We start from the raw sequence: 16,885 nt of genomic DNA on the forward strand, positions 1-16,885 counted from the left end.
CGGGCAAGGTCTCGGGCACCAGCAGCGGCGCCGAGGCCAGCTCGCCGACCGGCACCTGGGCGCGTCGGACGGCCGGGACGGCCAGCGCGTCCTTGCCGGTCCGCTGCTGGATCGCAGCCGCCGGCCGTCAGCCAGCGGGTCGACAGGCCGACGGGTCGACGAGCCGGCGAGCCGTCCAGGACCCGGAATTCCCGGCGCGCCGGCCGAAGCTGCTGCTAGACAGGCCCGCATGACCGACAGGATCGTGCTCCGCACCGCCACCGCCGACGACGTTCCCGCCCTGCTCGCCCTCTGGGCCCGCGCGGCCAAGGGCGCCAGCATCACCGATGACGAGGCAGGGGTGGCGGCGCTGCTCGCCCGGGACCCGGACTGCCTGATCGTCGCAACCACCGCCGACGACCCGGCCACCCCGGTCGGAACCGTGATCGCCGGCTGGGACGGCTGGCGCTGCCACCTGTACCGCCTCGCCGTTGCCCCCGACCACCGCCGCCGGGGCATCGGCGCCGCGCTGCTGGCGGCCGCCGAGGAGCGCTTCACCGCGCTCGGCGGCCGCCGGGCCGACGCCATGGTGCTGGACGACAACGCCCTCGGCCACCGCACCTGGCAGGCGGCCGGCTACCGGCCCGAACCGCAGTGGAGCCGCTGGGTCAAGCCGCTGCCGGCCTGATCCCGGGGGCGCCGCGCCGGGGTCCGTCCGCCCCCGTCAGCCGCGCAGCCGGGCCAGCCAGGCCTCGACCTCGTCGGAGCGGCGGGGCAGGGCCGCGGAGAGGTTCTCGTGGCCGTCCTCGGTGACCAGGATGTCGTCCTCGATCCGCACCCCGATGCCCCGGTACTCCTCCGGCACCGTCAGGTCGTTGGGCTGGAAGTAGAGCCCCGGCTCGACGGTGAGCACCATGCCCGGCAGCAGCTTCCCGTCGACGTGCTCCTCGGTGCGGGAGTGGGCGCAGTCGTGGACGTCGATGCCGAGCATGTGGCCGGTGCCCGCCAGGGTGAAGCGGCGGTGCAGGCCCAGCTCGTACACCTTGTCGGCGGTCAGGTCGCCGAACAGGCCCCAGGCGGTGAGGTGTTCGGCGAGCTCGCGCTGCGCGGCACGGTGGAAGTCGCGGAAGTCGGCGCCGGGCCGCACCGCCGCGATGCCCGCCTCCTGGGCCGCGTACACCGCGTCGTAGACCTTGCGCTGCAGGTCGGTGAAGCGGCCGGAGACCGGCAGGGTGCGGGTCACGTCCGCGGTGTACAGCTCCCTGGTCTCCACGCCCGCGTCGAGCAGCAGCAGGTCGCCCGGCTCGGCCCGGCCGTCGTTGCGCACCCAGTGCAGGGTGGTGGCGTGCGGACCGGCCGCGGCGATGGTGCCGTAGCCGACGTCGTTGCCCTCCAGCCGGGCCCGGACGAAGAAGGTGCCCTCGATCAGCCGCTCCGGCGTCGCGGCGTCCGAGCCGAGGACGCGCACCACGTCCTCGAAGCCGCGCGCCGTCGCGTCGCAGGCGAAGCGCAGCTCGGCGATCTCGAACTCGTCCTTCACCAGCCGCATTCCGGACAGGAAGACCTGGAAGTCCGCGTCCCTCCCGGCATCCGCCCGGCCCTCGAGGGCCGCCTCCACCCCGGCGTCGTGCCCCCGCAGCACCCGCACCGGGCCGGCGGCCGCCGCCAGGTCGGCGCGCACCGTGCGCACGTCCCGGCAGGGCAGGCCGAGCAGCCGCTCGCTCTCGGTGAGGCTGTTGCGGCGGCCGTCCCACAGCTCGCCGTGGGTGTCCAGCCAGAACTCGCCGTTGTCCGTCCGCGAGCGGTCCCGCAGGTACACCACGGCGCGGTGGCCGCTCTCCCCGGTCGGCTCCAACACCAGGACGCCGTCCTGGGACTGGTCGCCGGTCAGGTAGACGTAGTCGGAGGACGGGCGGAACGGGTAGTCGGTGTCGTTGGCCCGCACCTTGGGGTTGCCGGACGGCACCACCAGCAGCTCGCCGGGGAAGGCGGCGGACAGCGCGGCGCGGCGGCGCGCGGTGTGCGCGGCCTGCCGTATCGGCTGCAGGTCGAGGCGCTCGGTGTCGGCCCAGCCCTGCTTCATGCTCTCGGCCAGTTCCTCGGTGACCCCGCGGGTCAGGCCGTTCTTGCGGTACTTGATGGGCTCGTTGGGCTCGGACATGGCCGTCTCTCCTGGTGGCTGGTGGAAGCGTGGCTGGTGAAGGCGACGAGCTTCGCTACGCTGACGCGCCGGGTGCGTAACAAGCGTTTTGCACCGTATACCGAACGGTGTCGGGAGAGAAGGGGTCGAGCGTGAACGACTCCGGGGATCCGCTCGGGGCGTCCCCGCCGCCGATCCGCTGCGGGCGCCGCGGCGGCGGTCGCGGCCGGGGAGGGCGTACGGCGCCGGGCTGGTCCCGCGGCGGTCCGCCGCAGGCGCCGCGCTTCCGGGCCGCCGGATTCCTGGTCGGGGATCGTGCTCCGGCCCCCACTCCCCTCGTGGTGGGGGCCGGAGCGAGTCTCCGCCGTGCCGGCCAGAGAGAGCATGCCAAGCGCCGCGGCGGGGCGGCCATGCATTAGCCTCAGGGCCTAATAGTCAAGAACGTGCCAGGTCAAGGCGGTTGTGGGGATAGGGAGGAAGACTTGTGATCGCGCTGAGGTTCGGGGTCGCGGATCTTGCGAACACCCGCTTCGTGATCTCGCCGCTCGACCACCTGCTGGCCGGCTCGGCCCGGTCGGGGGTGCACCAGGGCAACGGGTCGCGCAGCGAGCGCTGGTGGCGGGACGTCCGCCGCCACGTGCCCGACCGGGCCCGACGCTTCCTCGACGTGGTCAACGCGAGCCCGATCGGAGTCCCGGACTTCATGGTGGCGGACCTCGACTCCGTCCGCCGGCAGCTGAACGACGAGCTCGACGCGCTCCTCTCCGTCTCGCAGCAGGCCGTCGAGGAGAACGTCGCGATGTTCGGCAGCGGGAACGAACTCCCCACCGCGCTGGCCCGGTTGCGCGATGACGGCGCCCGGGGCCTGCGCGAGGTCAGCGACGGCGCCTGGGCCCTGTTCCGGTCCTGCCTCGCCTCGGACTGGCCCGACATCCGGCGCGCCCTGGAGGCCGACATCGCCGTCCGCGCCCGCACCGCCGCCCGCTCGGGGATCGGCGCGATGCTCAACACGCTCCACCCGAAGGCGGTCTGGCGGGACGAGGGAGTCCTGGAGTGCACCCTCGGCGAACTGGAGGGCTCCTTCGACCTGGGCGGCCGGGGCCTGGAGCTGCGGCCCAACTACTTCGTCCAGCGGAGCATCAGCCTGCTGGCCGAACCGGGCCGCCAGAGCCTCCTGCTGCACCCCCTCGGCGCCCCGACCGCCGAGCCCCCGAGCCGGGCCCCGATCGCCGACGGCCTCGCCGCCGCCCTCGGCCCCGCCCGGGCCCGGGTCCTGCGCACCATCGCGGGCAGCTCCTGCTCCACCACCGAACTCGCCCAGCGGCTCGGCATCACCCCGCCGTCCGCCTCCGCGCACGCCGCCGCCCTGCGCGCCGCCGGGCTGATCACCACCCGGCGCCAGGGCAAGCAGGTGCGGCACGCCCTCAGCGAGGTCGGGCACGACCTGCTGCTCGACAACCCGGTCGCCGCGCGGGCCGGGTAGCGCCCGCGTCGTCCGGGCGGCGCGCGCCGCGGCGCCGGGCGCCGGCGTGCCGCGGGCCGGCACCCGGCCGGCGCCGCGGGGTGCGGAGCGCGGGCGTGTCACCGGTGTGCGGCAGGATGACGACCATGACGGAGAACCTGAGCTGGCTCGCCGAGCCGCAGTCGATCGCCTTCGGCGGGTACAGCGTGACCATGGCCCGGGGCCTGGAGCCGGAGGAGCTCGTGGCCCGGATCGCCGAGAACACCTCTTCGCAGTGCACCGCGCGGCCGTTGGGGCCGTGCACGGGCGAGGACCTGATCGAGGAGCACGGGCTCGGCTTCCCGGGTGACTTCGACGACCTGGCGCTGCGCCACGGCCGGGCCGGCGACCTCGTCTTCGCCGTCGCGTACGGCTACTGGCAGGACGGGCTGAGCCTCTCGCCGTCCGTCTCGCGCGGCGGCGCGGAGGTCTTCCACGTCGAGTTCGAGGAGGAGAACGGCAAGCCGGTGCCGCCGTTCTTCGCCGCCTGGCGGGACGGCCGGCCGCTGTGCTCCTTCAACCTCCATCTGGAACCGAGTTGGGGCTTCGCCGGGGTGGAGGGCGACCGGGAGACCGCTGCCGCCGTGACGGCCGATCTGGCCGCCGCCGGTCTGCCCGACCCGGAGCGGGGGCACCGCGACGTCCACCGGACCTGCCTGGAGGTGCTCGGCCGCCGCTTCGGGCTCGCCCTGCCGCGCAGCGCGGTGCTGGACGGCGAACTGCCCGCCGGCTGCTGGAACTGGGCTGAGCCGGGCAGGCGCCGGCGCGGGCGTCCCGCCTCAGTTGTCGTTGAGGGCGTAGCTGCGGAAGGTGGCCAGCAGGGGGAGGACCTCGGTCTTGCTGGGGTCCTCGGTGACGGCGCGCATGGCGTCGATCACGGTGTGGGCGATGACCTTGGTGACCCTGAGGTCGTCCGGGGCGGCGACCGTGCCCCAGGCCTTGAGGGTCTGGGTGAGCAGGGCGCTCATCCGGGCGCCGATGTTGGCGCTGACGGCGTCCGACAGTTCGGCGATCTCCTCGTCGCTCATGCTGGACCGCAGGCCGAAGGCCAGGGCCATCAGCGTGTCCATCGCGTGCTCGCCGTACGCGGCGACCAGCTCCGGCAGCGCTCGCTCACGGGCCGTGCCCGCCGCAAGGGCGGACAGCGCCTCGTCGTCGTCCTTCCACGCCGCCTCCAGGGCGGCCAGGGCCCGCAGGGCCTCGTCCACGGTCAGCCCGTCTGTCATGCAGGCAACGGTATTGAGCCGGTGGCCGCGCCGTGCGCCGTTCCGGCCCGGGCTTCACACCATCGAGCGAAGCCGGGGCGGATCCGGCCGGTGGACGTGTGCGAAGTGCTCCGCGTCCCAGCTGCCGCCGAGCTCGGGGGCGAGCGAGGCGGCCGCGAGGGCGGCGAAGTCCTCGGCGGCGCCCGCGCGTTCGGGCAGGGCGCCGAGCAGCGGGGCGCCGGCCGAGCGCGGCAGGTCGGCGAGGTTGCAGCGTTCGGCGAGGCCGGGGGCGGCGGGCCAGGAGCCGATGACCACGCCGGCGAGGGGGAGTTCGCGGGCGGCGAGGGCCTCGGCGGTGAGCGCGACGATGTTGAGGGTGCCGAGTCCGGCGGACGCGATGAGCAGCACCTCGGCGGGCAGTCCGGCGTCGAGTACGGCCCGGGCCTGGTCGGCGAGGGTGCGGCCCTCGTCGTCGTAGCGGACCAGCAGGCCGCCCGCCCCCTCGACCAGGACCAGATCGTGGGTGGCGGCGAGCCCGGCGACCTCGGCCACCACCTCGGCCGGGGACAGGTACGGCATCGCGGCCCGCCGGGCGGCCGTGTCGGGGGCCAGCGGCTCCGGGTAGCGGACCAGCTCGCGGACCGTCAGCTCCCCTGCCAGACGCCGCACTTCGGCGGCGTCGCCGGGCTCGCCCGGCGCCACGCCGGTCTGCCCGGGCTTGAGGACGGCGACCTTCAGGCCGGCCCGCAGGGCCGCCGAGGCGAGCGCCGCGGTCGCGACGGTCTTGCCGACGTCGGTGTTGGTGCCGGTCACGAACAGGATGCGCGCGCTCATCCGGCCACCGCCGCGGCGGTCACTGCGGCAGCGATCCGTGCCACGTCCTCGTCCTCCGTCACATAGGGGGGCATCGTGTAGAGCAGGTCCCGGAAGGGCCGCAGCCAGACGCCTTCGCGCGCCGCCGCCTCGGTGGCGGCCGCGACGTCCACCGGGTGGTCCAACTGCACCACGCCGATGGCCCCCTGGACGCGGACGTCCAGGACGCCCGGCACCTCGGCGGCTGCCGCCAGGCCCTCCCGCAGGCCCGCCTCGACCCGCTTGACCCGGACCTCCCAGTCGTGCCCGAGCAGCAGGTCCAGCGAGGCGTTGGCGACCGCGCAGGCCAGCGGGTTGCCCATGAACGTGGGCCCGTGGGCGAGGACGGGCATCTCGCCGCGGCTGATGCCGTCGGCGACCTCGGCGGTGCACAGGGTGGCGGCGAGGGTGAGGTAGCCGCCGGTGAGGGCCTTGCCCAGGCACATCACGTCCGGGGAGACGCCGGCGTGGTCGGCGGCGAACAGGGCTCCGCTGCGGCCGAAGCCGGTGGCGATCTCGTCGAAGACCAGCAGCACGCCGTGGCGGTCGCAGAGTTCGCGCAGCATGCGCAGGTACGCGGGGGAGTGGAACCGCATCCCGCCGGCGCCCTGGACCACCGGCTCGACGATGACGGCCGCCAGCTCGTCGGCGTGGCGGGCCATCAGCTCCTCGAACCGCGCGGCGTACCCGGGGTCGAGCGGGGCGTCGAAGCCGGCCGGCGGCTGCGGTGCGAAGAGCTGCCCGGGCAGCACTCCGCCCCACAGGTGGTGCATCCCGCCGTCCGGGTCGCAGACCGACATCGGGTGGAAGGTGTCGCCGTGGTAGCCGCCGCGCCAGGTGAGCAGGCGGCGCTTGGCCGGGCGGCCGGTCGACTGCCAGTACTGCAGGCACATCTTGATCGCGACCTCGACGGAGACCGAGCCCGAGTCGGCGAGGAAGACGTGCCGCAGCGGCTCCGGGGTGATCTCGACCAGTTTGGCCGCCAGCCGGACGGCGGGCTCGTGGGTGAGCCCGCCGAACATCACGTGGCTCATCCGTCCCAGCTGCTCGCGCACCGCCTCGTCCAGGACCGGGTGCCGGTAGCCGTGGATCGCCGCCCACCAGGACGACATCCCGTCGACCAGCTCGCGCCGGCCGCCAGCGACCGGCTCGGCCAGGCGCAGCCGGACGCCGGAGGCGGACTCGACCACGTACGGGGTGGCGGTGCCGGGCATCGGCCCGTACGGGTGCCAGACGTGGGCCCGGTCCAGGGCGAGCAGCGTGTCCGTGGACAGCTGGGACATGGTGGGATCTCTCCGGGTCAGGCGTTGGGGGCGAGTTCGGTGCCGGCGCCGCGGCGGCGGACCTTGACCAGGTCGCTGCGCAGCTCGTCGGCCGCGCCTTCGGCGGTGGGGGCCTGCGCGGCGGGTGCCGCCTCGGCCTCCGGGGTGTGGGCGTGCCCGCCGCACGGTCCGCAGCCGCCGCCGCCGCAGGCCGAGGCCGCAGTGCCGCAGGAGCCGGCGGCGGCCGCCGCGACGTCGGCGCGGTGGCGGGGCAGGGTGGCCTCGCCGGCGCCCTCGACCTCGAAGCCGGCGTCCTTGATCATGTCGAGGTCGGCCTGTCCGGCCTGGCCCTCGCTGGTCAGGTAGTCGCCCAGGAAGATGGAGTTGGCGATGTGCAGGCCGAGCGGCTGCATCGAGCGCAGGTGGACCTCGCGCCCGCCGGCGATCCGCACCTCGGTGTCCGGGTTGACGAAGCGGACCATCGCCAGGATGCGCAGGCAGCGCTGCGGGGTGAGGTTCCACTCCTTGGCCAGCGGGGTGCCCTCGAAGGGGATGAGGAAGTTGACGGGGACGGAGTCCGAGCCCAGCTCGCGCAGCGCGAAGACGACGTCGACCAGGTCCTCGTCGCTCTCGCCCATGCCGGCGATCAGGCCGGAGCAGGCGGACAGCCCGGCGCCGTGGGCCTTCTGCACGGTGTCCACCCGGTCCGCGTAGGTGTGGGTGGTGGTGATGTCGCCGTAGGTGCCCTCGGAGGTGTTGAGGTTGTGGTTGTAGGCGTCGGCGCCGGCCGCCTTGAGCCGCTCGGCCTGGTTGTCGGAGAGCAGGCCGAGGCAGACGCAGATCTCGACCTGGGGGTCGGCCTCCTTGATGGCGGCCATGGTGTCGGTGACCCGGTCGATGTCACGGTCCGTCGGCCCGCGCCCGCTGGCGACCAGGCAGACCCGCTTGGCGCCGCCGGCCACCCCGGCGCGGGCGGCGTCCGCGGCCTGGTCGGGCTTGAGCCAGGTGTACTTGAGGATCTCGGCCTTGGACCCCAGCCGCTGGGAGCAGTAGGAGCAGTCCTCCGGACAGAGGCCGCTCTTGAGGTTCACCAGGTAGTTGAGCTTGACCCGGCGGCCGAACCAGCGGCGGCGCACCTTGCCGGCCGCGGCGACCACGTCGAGCAGCTCGTCGTCGCTGGTGGCGAGGACGGCCAGTGCCTCCTCGCGGGTCGGGATTTCGCCGCGCAGGCCCTTGGCGGTGAGGGTATCGAGCAGATCCATGGGCCGATCCTGCCTGCTGCCGCTCGAATGGCGCCAGAGCAAACCCACCAGAAGATCCCCGGAAGGATGTGCCGATTGCCACAGTGTCGTAGCTCACGGCGTCGAGGCTGGTCACGAGCTTGACGGCGGCCGGAGGCTGAGGTTACCGCAGAGTAGGGAAGGCGGCGGCGAGCCCCGGCCCGAAGGAAGATCGACAACCGCGGACCCCGTGATCCGGGCCACCGGCCGGGTGCTTAGAATCTGCGCCATGACCACGCAGGGGGAGCGCACCCCGACTCCGGGAGAGGGCCAGGACGGCCGGGCAGGACAGCGGACCGGCGTGGGCGCCGGTCCGGCGGGGGCGACTGCGGCCGCGGTGGCGGAGCGCAGGCGCGGCCGGCGGCTGACCGGCCGTCGCGCGGTCGGCTGGGTCGTCATGGTCGGCGTGGTCGCGGCCGGCGGATGGATCATCACCCGCCCGATGCCCGGCGACTACATACCCGGCCTCGGCCCGTCCAGCAAGGACGCGGCCAGGACGCCCCCGGTGGTGGGCCCGCCGCCGCCGTCCACCGACCCCGAGGGCCTCAACGCCGACAACCTCTTCCCCGCCCAGCGGCCGCTGGAGGCCGCCGGGTACAAGGCCCGGCGCAACGGCATCCGGCAGGGCGAGAACTGCGCCGAGGTCCTCCAGGACCGCACTCAGGAACTGTTCCGGGAGAGCGGCTGCCAGGCCTACCTGACCGTCAGCTTCACCGGTGTCGACCGCCCGGTGCTCAGCAGCGTCACCCTGCTGCGCTTCGCCGACCAGGCCTCCGCCGCCAAGGCCGCCGACGCCCTGCGCGCCAAGCCCGGTGCCGTCGCCTTCATCCTCGCCGACGCCTCCGCCGCGCCCGCGCCGTCCGCCTCCGCCAAGGCCCCCGGCGAGGCGCGGGTCGAGGCGGTCGGCCACTACGTGACCGTCACCAGCTCGCGGGCCGCCGACGGCCGCCCGGGCTCCGCCGGCACGGGCGCCGCGACCGCCCCCGTCCCCGCGCCGACCGCGTCGGGGGCCGGCGGGGAGCAGAACCTGGACGAGGTCACCCGCGCCCTCTCCAACGCGGTCGGCCAGCCCTTCATGTGGATGTGACCGGCGGCCGCCGGGCGGGCCCGGCGGACGGACGGGGGGCCCGGCAACCGCCGGGCCCGCTCCCGCCCCTGACGGGCGGTCAGCCGCCGAGCCGGTCCACCGCCGTGACCCGCAGGACCGCCCGGCCCTCCTCGTCCGAGCCGTACAGGTCGACCTCCGCGCTGATGCCCCAGTCGTGGTCGCCCTCCGGGTCGTCGAAGATCTGCCGGACCTTCCAGGCGGAGTCCTCCTCCTCGATGATCAGCATCTTGGGGCCGCGCGCGTCCGGGCCGGTGCCGAGGTCGTCGTACTCCTCCCAGTACCCGTCCATGGCGTCCGCCCAGCGGTCCGCGTCCCAGCCGTACTCGCCGTCCAGCTCGCCGAGTTCCTCGTAGTGCTCCAGCGCGCACAGCTCGACCCGGCGGAACATCTCGTTGCGCACCAGCACCCGGAAGGCGCGGGCGTTCGCCGTGACCGGCGCCGGCTTGTCGTCCAGCGTGACCTCGGGCGCGGCCGGGCCGGTCGGGTTGGCCAGCTGCTCCCACTCGTCCAGCAGGCTGGAGTCGACCTGGCGGACCAGCTCGCCGAGCCAGGCGATGACGTCCTTGAGGTCGTCCGTCTTCACGTCCTCGGGGACGGTCTGCTCCAGCGCCTTGTACGCGCCGGCCAGGTAGCGCAGCACGATGCCCTCGGTGCGCGCCAGCTCGTAGAAGCCGACGTAGTCCGAGAAGGTCATCGCCCGCTCGTACAGGTCGCGGACCACCGACTTCGGCTGGAGCTGGTGGTCGCCGATCCACGGGTGCGCCCGGCGGTACACGTCGTAGGCGTGGGTGAGCAGTTCCTCCAGCGGCTTCGGGTAGGTGATCTCCTGGAGCCGCTCCATCCGCTCCTCGTACTCGACGCCGTCCCGCTTCATCTCGCCGACGGCCTCGCCGCGCGCCTTGTTCTGCTGCGCGGCGAGGATCTGGCGCGGGTCGTCGAGGGTCGCCTCGACCACCGAGATGACGTCCAGCGCGAAGGACGGCGAGGTCGGGTCGAGCAGGTCGAAGGCGGCCAGCGCGAAGGTGGACAGCGGCTGGTTGAGCGCGAAGTTCTCCTGGAGGTCCAGGGTGAGCCGGACGATCCGGCCCTCGGAGTCCGGCTCCGGCAGGCGCTCCACCACGCCGCCCTCCAGCAGCGACCGGTAGATGGCGATCGCGGTGCGGATGTGGCGGCGCTGTGCGGCCCGGTCCTCGTGGTTGTCGGTGAGCAGCTTGCGCATCGCCTCGAAGGCGTTCCCCGGGCGGCCGATCACCGACAGCAGCATCGCGTGGCTCACCTTGAACCGGGAGACCAGCGGCTCCGGATCGGCGGCGATCAGCTTCTCGAAGGTCTCCTCGGTCCAGCCGACGAAGCCCTCCGGCGCCTTCTTCCGGACGACCTTGCGCTTCTTCTTCGGGTCGTCCCCGGCCTTGGCGATCGCCCTGTCGTTCTCGATCACGTGCTCCGGCGCCTGCGCCACCACCTGGCCGACGGTGTCGAAGCCGGCCCGGCCGGCCCGCCCGGCGATCTGGTGGAACTCGCGGGCACGCAGGATGCGCACGCGCTGCCCGTCGTACTTCGACAGCGCGGTGAACAGCACCGTGCGGATCGGCACGTTGACGCCGACGCCGAGCGTGTCGGTACCGCAGATGACCTTCAACAGGCCCGCCTGGGCGAGGCGTTCGACCAGCCGGCGGTACTTCGGCAGCATCCCCGCGTGGTGCACGCCGATGCCGTGGCGCACGTAGCGGGACAGGTTGCGGCCGAACTTGGTGGTGAAGCGGAAGTTGCCGATCAGCTCGGCGATGGCGTCCTTCTCCGCCTTCGAGCACATGTTGATGCTCATCAGCGACTGCGCCCGCTCCACCGCCTCCTTCTGGGTGAAGTGCACCACGTAGACCGGCGCCTGGCCGGTCTGCAGCAGCTCCTCCAGGGTGTCGTGCATGGTGGTGCGGCGGTACTCGTAGAACAGCGGCACCGGCCGGGTCGCGTTGCGCACCACGGTGGTCGGGCGCCCGGTGCGGCGGGTCAGGTCCTCCTCGAAGCGGCGGACGTCGCCGAGGGTCGCCGACATCAGCAGGAACTGCGCCTGCGGCAGCTCCAGCAGCGGGATCTGCCAGGCCCAGCCGCGGTCCGGCTCCGCGTAGAAGTGGAACTCGTCCATGACCACCTGGCCGATGTCCGCCCGCGCGCCGTCCCGCAGCGCGATCTGGGCCAGCACCTCGGCCGTGCAGCAGATGATCGGCGCGGTCGGGTTGACGCTGGCGTCGCCGGTCATCATGCCGACCTGCTCGGTGCCGAACATCTTCACCAGGTCGAAGAACTTCTCCGAGACCAGCGCCTTGATCGGGGCGGTGTAGAAGGTCCGCTGCCCCTCGGCCAGCGCCGCGAAGTGCGCGCCCGCCGCCACCAGGCTCTTGCCCGAGCCGGTCGGCGTCGCCAGGATCACGTTGTTCCCGGACACCAGCTCGATCAGCGCCTCCTCCTGAGCCGGGTACAGCGTGATCCCACGCTCCTCCGCCCAGGCTGCGAACGTCTCGTACAGCGCGTCGGGCGTGGCGGGCTTCGGCATCAGCTCAAGGAGGGTCACCCGGCTATCTTGCCTGCTCGCCGCACCCCCGGGCAAAGCCTCGGACCGGCCGCGGGCAGCGTCGGCGTTGTCACGACCGGCCAGCCGACCGCGCCGATCATGTGCCGAGTGGCACATTGCCCGCCGTTCCCGGGGCGTGCCAGAGTGCCGGGCATGACCCTCCCCCTCATGCCCGAACCGCCCGCCGCCGACCTCGCCCCGGCACAGGTCTTCGACTGGCTGGACGAGGCCGCCGCGCTGCGCGCCGACGCCGGGCTGACCCGCACCCTGCGCAGCAGGGCGGCCGAGGACGGGGTGCTGGACCTCGCCGGGAACGACTACCTGGGGCTCACCCGGCACCCGGTCGTGACCCGGGCGGCGGCGGAGGCCGCCCTGCGGTGGGGCGGGGGATCGACGGGCTCGCGGCTGGTGACGGGGACGACCGCGCTGCACACCGAACTCGAGGAGGAGCTCGCCGAGTTCTGCGGAGTCGAGGCGGCGCTGGTGTTCTCCTCCGGCTACACCGCCAACCTGGCCGCGCTCACCGCGCTCACCGACCCGGACACGCTCATCGTGTCGGACGCCTACAACCACGCCTCGCTGATCGACGGCTGCCGCCTCTCCCGGTCCGACGTCCACCGGGCCCCGCACAGCGATCCGGCGGCCGTCGCCGAGGTGCTGGCCGCACGGACGCAGCGGCGGGCGCTCACCGTCACGGACTCGGTGTTCTCGGTGGACGGCGACGCCGCGCCGCTGCCCGAGCTGTCCCGGGCCGTCCGCGCCCACGGCGCCGCACTGCTGGTCGACGACGCGCACGGGCTGGGCGTCCTCGGCCCCGGCGGCCGGGGCGCGCTGGCCGCCGCCGGGCTCGCCGGCGCACCCGACACCGTCGCCACCGTCACCCTCTCCAAGTCGCTCGGCGCCCAGGGCGGCGCCGTCCTCGGCCCGCGCCGGGTGATCCGGCACCTCACCGAGACCGCCCGGACCTTCATCTTCGACACCGGCCTCGCCCCCGCCGCCGCCGGCGCCGCCCTCGCCGCCCTGCGCCTGCTGCGCGCCGAGCCGCAGCGCGCCGACCGCACCCGCGAGGTCGCCCTCACCCTCGCCGCCCGGCTCACCGCACTCGGGCTCCGCGCCTCCGAGCCGGACGCCGCCGTGGTCTCCGTCCGCGCTCCGGGCCCGGACTCCGCCGTCGCCTGGGCCGCCGACTGCCGCCGCGCCGGCCTCGCCGTCGGCTGCTTCCGCCCCCCGTCCGTCCCGGACGGCATCAGCAGGCTCCGCCTGACGGCCCGCGGCGACCTGACGGACAGCCAGATCGCGGACGCCGCCCGGACCATCGCGGACCTCGCCCCGCCGGGCGCGCGCGGCGAATGACCTCTCGGCGACAGGTGGCCTGCCAGGGCACGATGACCGCATGGCTGATCTGCTCCGGGACGACCACGTCGCGTGGCTCCTCGATCCGTCCGACGGGGCATACCTGCCCGATGTCCACATCGAGGGCACGACGACGGCGGACCGGCAGTCCGTGCTCGACCTGGTCGTGGAGCGGGGCTGGGCGTTCGAGTACACCACGGACTGCTGCGTGGAACCGCTGCCCCGGGCCGAGGCCGTACTGTCGCGGCCGCCCGGCGCCTCGTCCCCGAACCTGAGGGTGCGGCCGGAGCCGGAGATCTGCGCCGTCGTCCGGTTCCTCGCCGAGGAGCAGATCGACTCCGACCTCGACCTCCGGGAGCTCCGGGGTCAGGAGCGTCTCGACGTTCTCTGCGCATTCCTGACCGAGATCGGGCAGCGGCTCGGCACGTCCGTGCCGGTGTACTTCGAGGGCGACACGCGGTCGCCGTTCCTCGAGTACGACCACGAGGTCGGCCGGGTCCGCGTGCTGGGGAGCCCGCCGGCCGGATGACCCCCTCGGCCCCTACGGCTGCCCCGGTACCAGCAGGGCCTCCGCGCCGACCGGGCGGTAGCCGGCGGCCTGGAAGGCGCGGACGCTGGGGGCGTTGCCGGGGGCCTGCTGGGCCCAGAGGGCGCTGCCCTCGGGGAGGAGGTGGCGGGCCGCGGTGGCGAGGGCGCGGCCGAGGCCGCGGGTCCGGGCGTCGGGGTCGACCTCGACGGCGCACTCCCAGCGGCCGGCCACGCCGCGGCCGAGGATCAGCACGCCGCCGTCGGTGGTGAAGACCCGGACGTCCTCGCGGTAGCGCAGCGCCCGGGCCACCCGGGGGTGCGAGCGGTCCCGGACCTCGGCCAGCGGCAGGGGCGGCTCGCCCGGGAGGCGGGCGGCGACCGTCAGCAGGTCGATGTTGTTGACGGTGCGGCCGGTGAGTGCGGCGAAGGCGGTGAGGAAGTGCGGGCAGAGCGGCGCGGACAGCGGGTCGCCGGGCACGGCGGCGAGCGTCTCGTGCACCCAGGCCGGGTCCTCGTCGGTGAAGACCACGGCGTGGGCGGCGAAGGACACCACCCCGGCCTCGCGCGGCGACGGCTGCGGCACCACCGTCACCGAGCCGTCCGCCGGCGGGAACAACCCGCCCGCCGCGTCCGTCAGGATCTCCGCCAGCCCCCGCACGCCCATCCGCGCCTCCGTCCGCGCCCGTCCATCGGGGCGCCAGCCTACGTCGCCCGGTGGAGGGGCAGGTACGCGCGGTGGGACGGGCAGGTACGCGCGGTGGGACGGGCAGGAACGCGCGGTGGACGAGCGAGTGGCGCCGGAACGGCGGCCGCCGGAGGCGTGGGCCCGGGCAGCGCCGGCACCGGGTACGCCCCGCCGGGCGTCACTTCCTGCGGGCCCGGCTGGGCTGGACGCGGGTGGGCTCGCCCTCGGCCTTGGGGTGGTCGGGCGGGTAGGGGAGTTCGCCGAGGCCCTCGTCGCGCAGCTGCTTGGCGTAGAGCTCCAGCACCGCGTCCAGCCGGAACGCGTGCTGCTCCATCTCCGCGTTGAGGTCCCCGAGTTCGGCGAAGCGGGCGGGGACGGTGCGCAGGTCGAAGTCCTCGGGGGAGGCGTCGTCCAGTTCCTCCCAGCGCAGCGGGGTGGAGGCGGTGGCGCGCGGGCGGGCGCGCAGGGAGTAGGCGGAGGCGATGGTGCGGTCGCGGGCCATCTGGTTGTAGTCGACGAAGATCCGCTCGCCGCGTTCCTCCTTCCACCAGGCCGTGGTGACCGCCCCGGGCATCCGCTGTTCCAGCACCCGGCCGAGGGCGATCACCGCGTGCCGTCCGTCGGTGAAGGTCCACTCGGGTACCAGCGGGACGTAGACGTGCAGGCCGCGCCCGCCGGAGGACTTGGGCCAGCCGCGCAGCCCGTACTCCTCCAGCAGTCCGCGCAGTTCGTGGGCGGCGCGGACGGCGTCGCGGAAGTCGGTGCCCGGCTGCGGGTCGAGGTCGATCCGCAGTTCGTCCACGTGGTCGGTGTCGGTGCGCCGCACCGGCCACGGGTGGAAGGTGAGGCAGCCCAGGTTGGCCGCCCACAGCACGGCGGCCGGTTCGGTGGGGCAGATCTCGTCGGCGGAGCGGCCGCTGGGGAAGTTGATCCGGGCGGTGGGCAGCCACTCCGGCAGGCCCTTGGGCGCGCGTTTCTGGTAGAAGAACTCGCCGTCGACGCCCTCGGGGAAGCGCTGGAGCGTGGTCGGCCGGTCCCGCAGGCCGCGCAGCACCCCGTCGGCGACGGCCAGGTAGTACTGGGCGACATCGAGCTTGGTGAAGCCGCGCTCGGGGTAGTACACCTTGTCCGGGTTCGACAGCCGGACGGTCCGCCCGGCGACTTCCAGTTCCACGGCTGAGCCCATGTGTCACACGCTAAGCGCGCCGCGCCCGGCGCGCGCCCCGGGGCGAACCGGGCGAGGATCGGACGCATGGACCTGCCCGTGATGCCGCCGGTGGCGCCGATGCTCGCCAAGTCGGTGGCCGAGATCCCGTCGGGGATGCAGTACGAGGCCAAGTGGGACGGCTTTCGCACCATCGTGTTCCGCGACGGTGCCGAGGTCGAGCTCGGCAGTCGTACCGGCAAGCCGCTGACCAGGTACTTCCCCGAGCTGGTCGAGGCGTTCCGGCGGGAGCTGCCGCCCCGCTGCGTGCTGGACGGCGAGGTGGTGATCGCCCGGGACGGGCGGCTGCGCTTCGAGGAGCTGTTGGAGCGGATCCACCCGGCGGCGAGCCGGGTGAAGCTGCTCGCCGAGCAGACCCCGGCCTCCTTCGTGGCCTTCGACCTGCTCGCCCTGGGTGACGACTCCCTGGTGGACGAGCCCCTGTCGGTGCGCCGTCCGGCCCTGGAGGCGGCGCTCGCCGGCGCGGGCGACCCGGTGTTCACCGCGCCCGCCTCCACCGACCGCGAGGTCGCCCGGTCCTGGTTCGCCGAGTACGAGGGCGCCGGGCTGGACGGGGTGGTGGCCAAGCCGCTGGACCAGCCGTACCGGCCGGGGGAGCGGACGATGTTCAAGGTCAAGCACGAGCGCACCGCCGACTGCGTGGTGGCCGGCTACCGCGAGCACAAGAGCGGCCCGGTGGTCGGCTCGCTGCTGCTCGGCATCTTCGACGACGGCGGGAGGCTCCAGCACGTCGGCGTCTGCGCGGCCTTCTCGATGGCCCGCCGCCGCGAACTGGCGGAGGAACTCGCCCCGCTGCGCATGGACGACCTGTCCGCCCACCCCTGGGCGGCCTGGGCGGAGGAGGCCGCGCACGCCGAGGGCCGGCTGCCGGGCGCGGTCAGCCGCTGGACCGGCGGGAAGGACCTGTCCTGGATCGCGCTGCGCCCCGAGCGGGTGGTCGAGGTCGCGTACGACCACATGGAGGGCACCCGCTTCCGGCACACCGCGCAGTTCCGCCGCTGGCGGCCGGACCGCACGCCGGAGAGCTGCACCTACGCGCAGCTGGAGGAGCCGGTCTCGTACGACCTCCGCGAGGTGCTCGGCAGCTGATCCGCGCGCCTCGGCCGCCGTGCGCCAGGCCGAGCGGGCGTACAGGGTGCCGCCGATCTCCACGGACTCGTCCTCGGCGCTGTAGTCGTGGTACCCGGTCATGCCGACG

At 74.3% G+C, this 16,885-nt stretch carries 15 protein-coding genes; 6 read left to right on the top strand and 9 right to left on the bottom strand.

Annotated features, from left to right (window positions below; genetic code table 11):
* Positions 1–229 precede the first annotated feature (229 nt).
* Complete coding sequence (locus tag ABT247_RS22410; protein ID WP_350744830.1) at positions 230–667, top strand: GNAT family N-acetyltransferase; 438 nt, start codon at positions 230–232, stop codon at positions 665–667.
* A 36-nt stretch (positions 668–703) separates the two neighbouring features.
* On the opposite strand, the gene ABT247_RS22415 is transcribed toward ABT247_RS22410, so the two are convergent.
* Positions 704–2,140, bottom strand: a complete 1,437-nt coding sequence (locus ABT247_RS22415) for an aminopeptidase P family protein (protein ID WP_350744832.1) — start codon at positions 2,138–2,140, stop codon at positions 704–706.
* Between the two features lie 463 nt (positions 2,141–2,603).
* Here ABT247_RS22415 and ABT247_RS22420 point away from each other — a divergent pair, with 463 nt between their 5' ends.
* Positions 2,604–3,602: an ArsR/SmtB family transcription factor gene (locus ABT247_RS22420; protein WP_350744834.1), complete on the top strand. Its 999-nt coding sequence runs from the start codon at positions 2,604–2,606 to the stop codon at positions 3,600–3,602.
* Between the two features lie 391 nt (positions 3,603–3,993).
* Here ABT247_RS22420 and ABT247_RS22425 read toward each other — a convergent pair whose 3' ends face one another.
* The 5 genes from ABT247_RS22425 to bioB form a co-directional block, all read right to left on the bottom strand.
* Positions 3,994–4,140 (bottom strand): hypothetical protein, encoded by a 147-nt coding sequence (locus ABT247_RS22425; RefSeq protein ID WP_350744836.1) that lies wholly within the window; start codon positions 4,138–4,140, stop codon positions 3,994–3,996.
* 259 nt (positions 4,141–4,399) lie between these two features.
* Positions 4,400–4,846, bottom strand: a complete 447-nt coding sequence (locus ABT247_RS22430; RefSeq protein ID WP_350744838.1) for a hypothetical protein — start codon at positions 4,844–4,846, stop codon at positions 4,400–4,402.
* A gap of 54 nt (positions 4,847–4,900) precedes the next feature.
* Positions 4,901–5,659 carry a dethiobiotin synthase gene (bioD, locus tag ABT247_RS22435; protein WP_350744840.1) on the bottom strand — a complete coding sequence of 253 codons (759 nt, stop codon included), beginning with the start codon at positions 5,657–5,659 and terminating at the stop codon, positions 4,901–4,903.
* Entirely contained in the window at positions 5,656–6,960 is a 1,305-nt protein-coding gene (locus ABT247_RS22440; RefSeq protein ID WP_350744842.1) for an adenosylmethionine--8-amino-7-oxononanoate transaminase, read from the bottom strand. Before ABT247_RS22440 ends, bioD begins: the two co-directional genes overlap by 4 nt.
* A 17-nt stretch (positions 6,961–6,977) precedes the next feature.
* On the bottom strand, positions 6,978–8,201 hold the full coding sequence (gene bioB / locus ABT247_RS22445) for a biotin synthase BioB (RefSeq protein ID WP_350744844.1): 1,224 nt from the start codon (positions 8,199–8,201) through the stop codon (positions 6,978–6,980).
* Positions 8,202–8,448: 247 nt separating this feature from the next.
* On the opposite strand from bioB, the gene ABT247_RS22450 reads away from it, so the two are divergent.
* Positions 8,449–9,306, top strand: a complete 858-nt coding sequence (locus tag ABT247_RS22450) for a hypothetical protein (protein WP_350744846.1) — start codon at positions 8,449–8,451, stop codon at positions 9,304–9,306.
* A gap of 79 nt (positions 9,307–9,385) precedes the next feature.
* Here ABT247_RS22450 and ABT247_RS22455 read toward each other — a convergent pair whose 3' ends face one another.
* The gene (locus ABT247_RS22455) at positions 9,386–11,878 is read right to left on the bottom strand and encodes a DEAD/DEAH box helicase (protein ID WP_392902230.1); all 2,493 of its coding nucleotides are present in this window, start codon (positions 11,876–11,878) and stop codon (positions 9,386–9,388) included.
* 171 nt (positions 11,879–12,049) lie between these two features.
* Between ABT247_RS22455 and ABT247_RS22460 the strand changes: the two genes are divergently transcribed.
* A complete protein-coding gene (locus ABT247_RS22460; RefSeq protein ID WP_350744849.1) occupies positions 12,050–13,249 on the top strand; it encodes an 8-amino-7-oxononanoate synthase in 1,200 nt (399 codons plus the stop codon).
* A 40-nt stretch (positions 13,250–13,289) separates the two neighbouring features.
* Positions 13,290–13,778 (top strand): hypothetical protein, encoded by a 489-nt coding sequence (locus ABT247_RS22465; RefSeq protein ID WP_350744851.1) that lies wholly within the window; start codon positions 13,290–13,292, stop codon positions 13,776–13,778.
* A gap of 12 nt (positions 13,779–13,790) precedes the next feature.
* Here ABT247_RS22465 and ABT247_RS22470 read toward each other — a convergent pair whose 3' ends face one another.
* Positions 13,791–14,441 (bottom strand): GNAT family N-acetyltransferase, encoded by a 651-nt coding sequence (locus ABT247_RS22470; protein WP_350744852.1) that lies wholly within the window; start codon positions 14,439–14,441, stop codon positions 13,791–13,793.
* A gap of 199 nt (positions 14,442–14,640) precedes the next feature.
* Positions 14,641–15,648, bottom strand: coding sequence for a non-homologous end-joining DNA ligase (gene ligD, locus ABT247_RS22475; protein WP_350744854.1), 1,008 nt, complete (start codon positions 15,646–15,648; stop codon positions 14,641–14,643).
* A gap of 66 nt (positions 15,649–15,714) precedes the next feature.
* Between ligD and ABT247_RS22480 the strand changes: the two genes are divergently transcribed.
* On the top strand, positions 15,715–16,776 hold the full coding sequence (locus ABT247_RS22480; RefSeq protein ID WP_350744856.1) for an ATP-dependent DNA ligase: 1,062 nt from the start codon (positions 15,715–15,717) through the stop codon (positions 16,774–16,776).
* Positions 16,777–16,885: the final 109 nt, after the last annotated feature.

Origin of the sequence: Kitasatospora sp. NPDC001539 (assembly GCF_040298565.1) — a bacterium.
In the GTDB taxonomy this organism is placed as follows: Bacteria; Actinomycetota; Actinomycetes; order Streptomycetales; family Streptomycetaceae; genus Kitasatospora.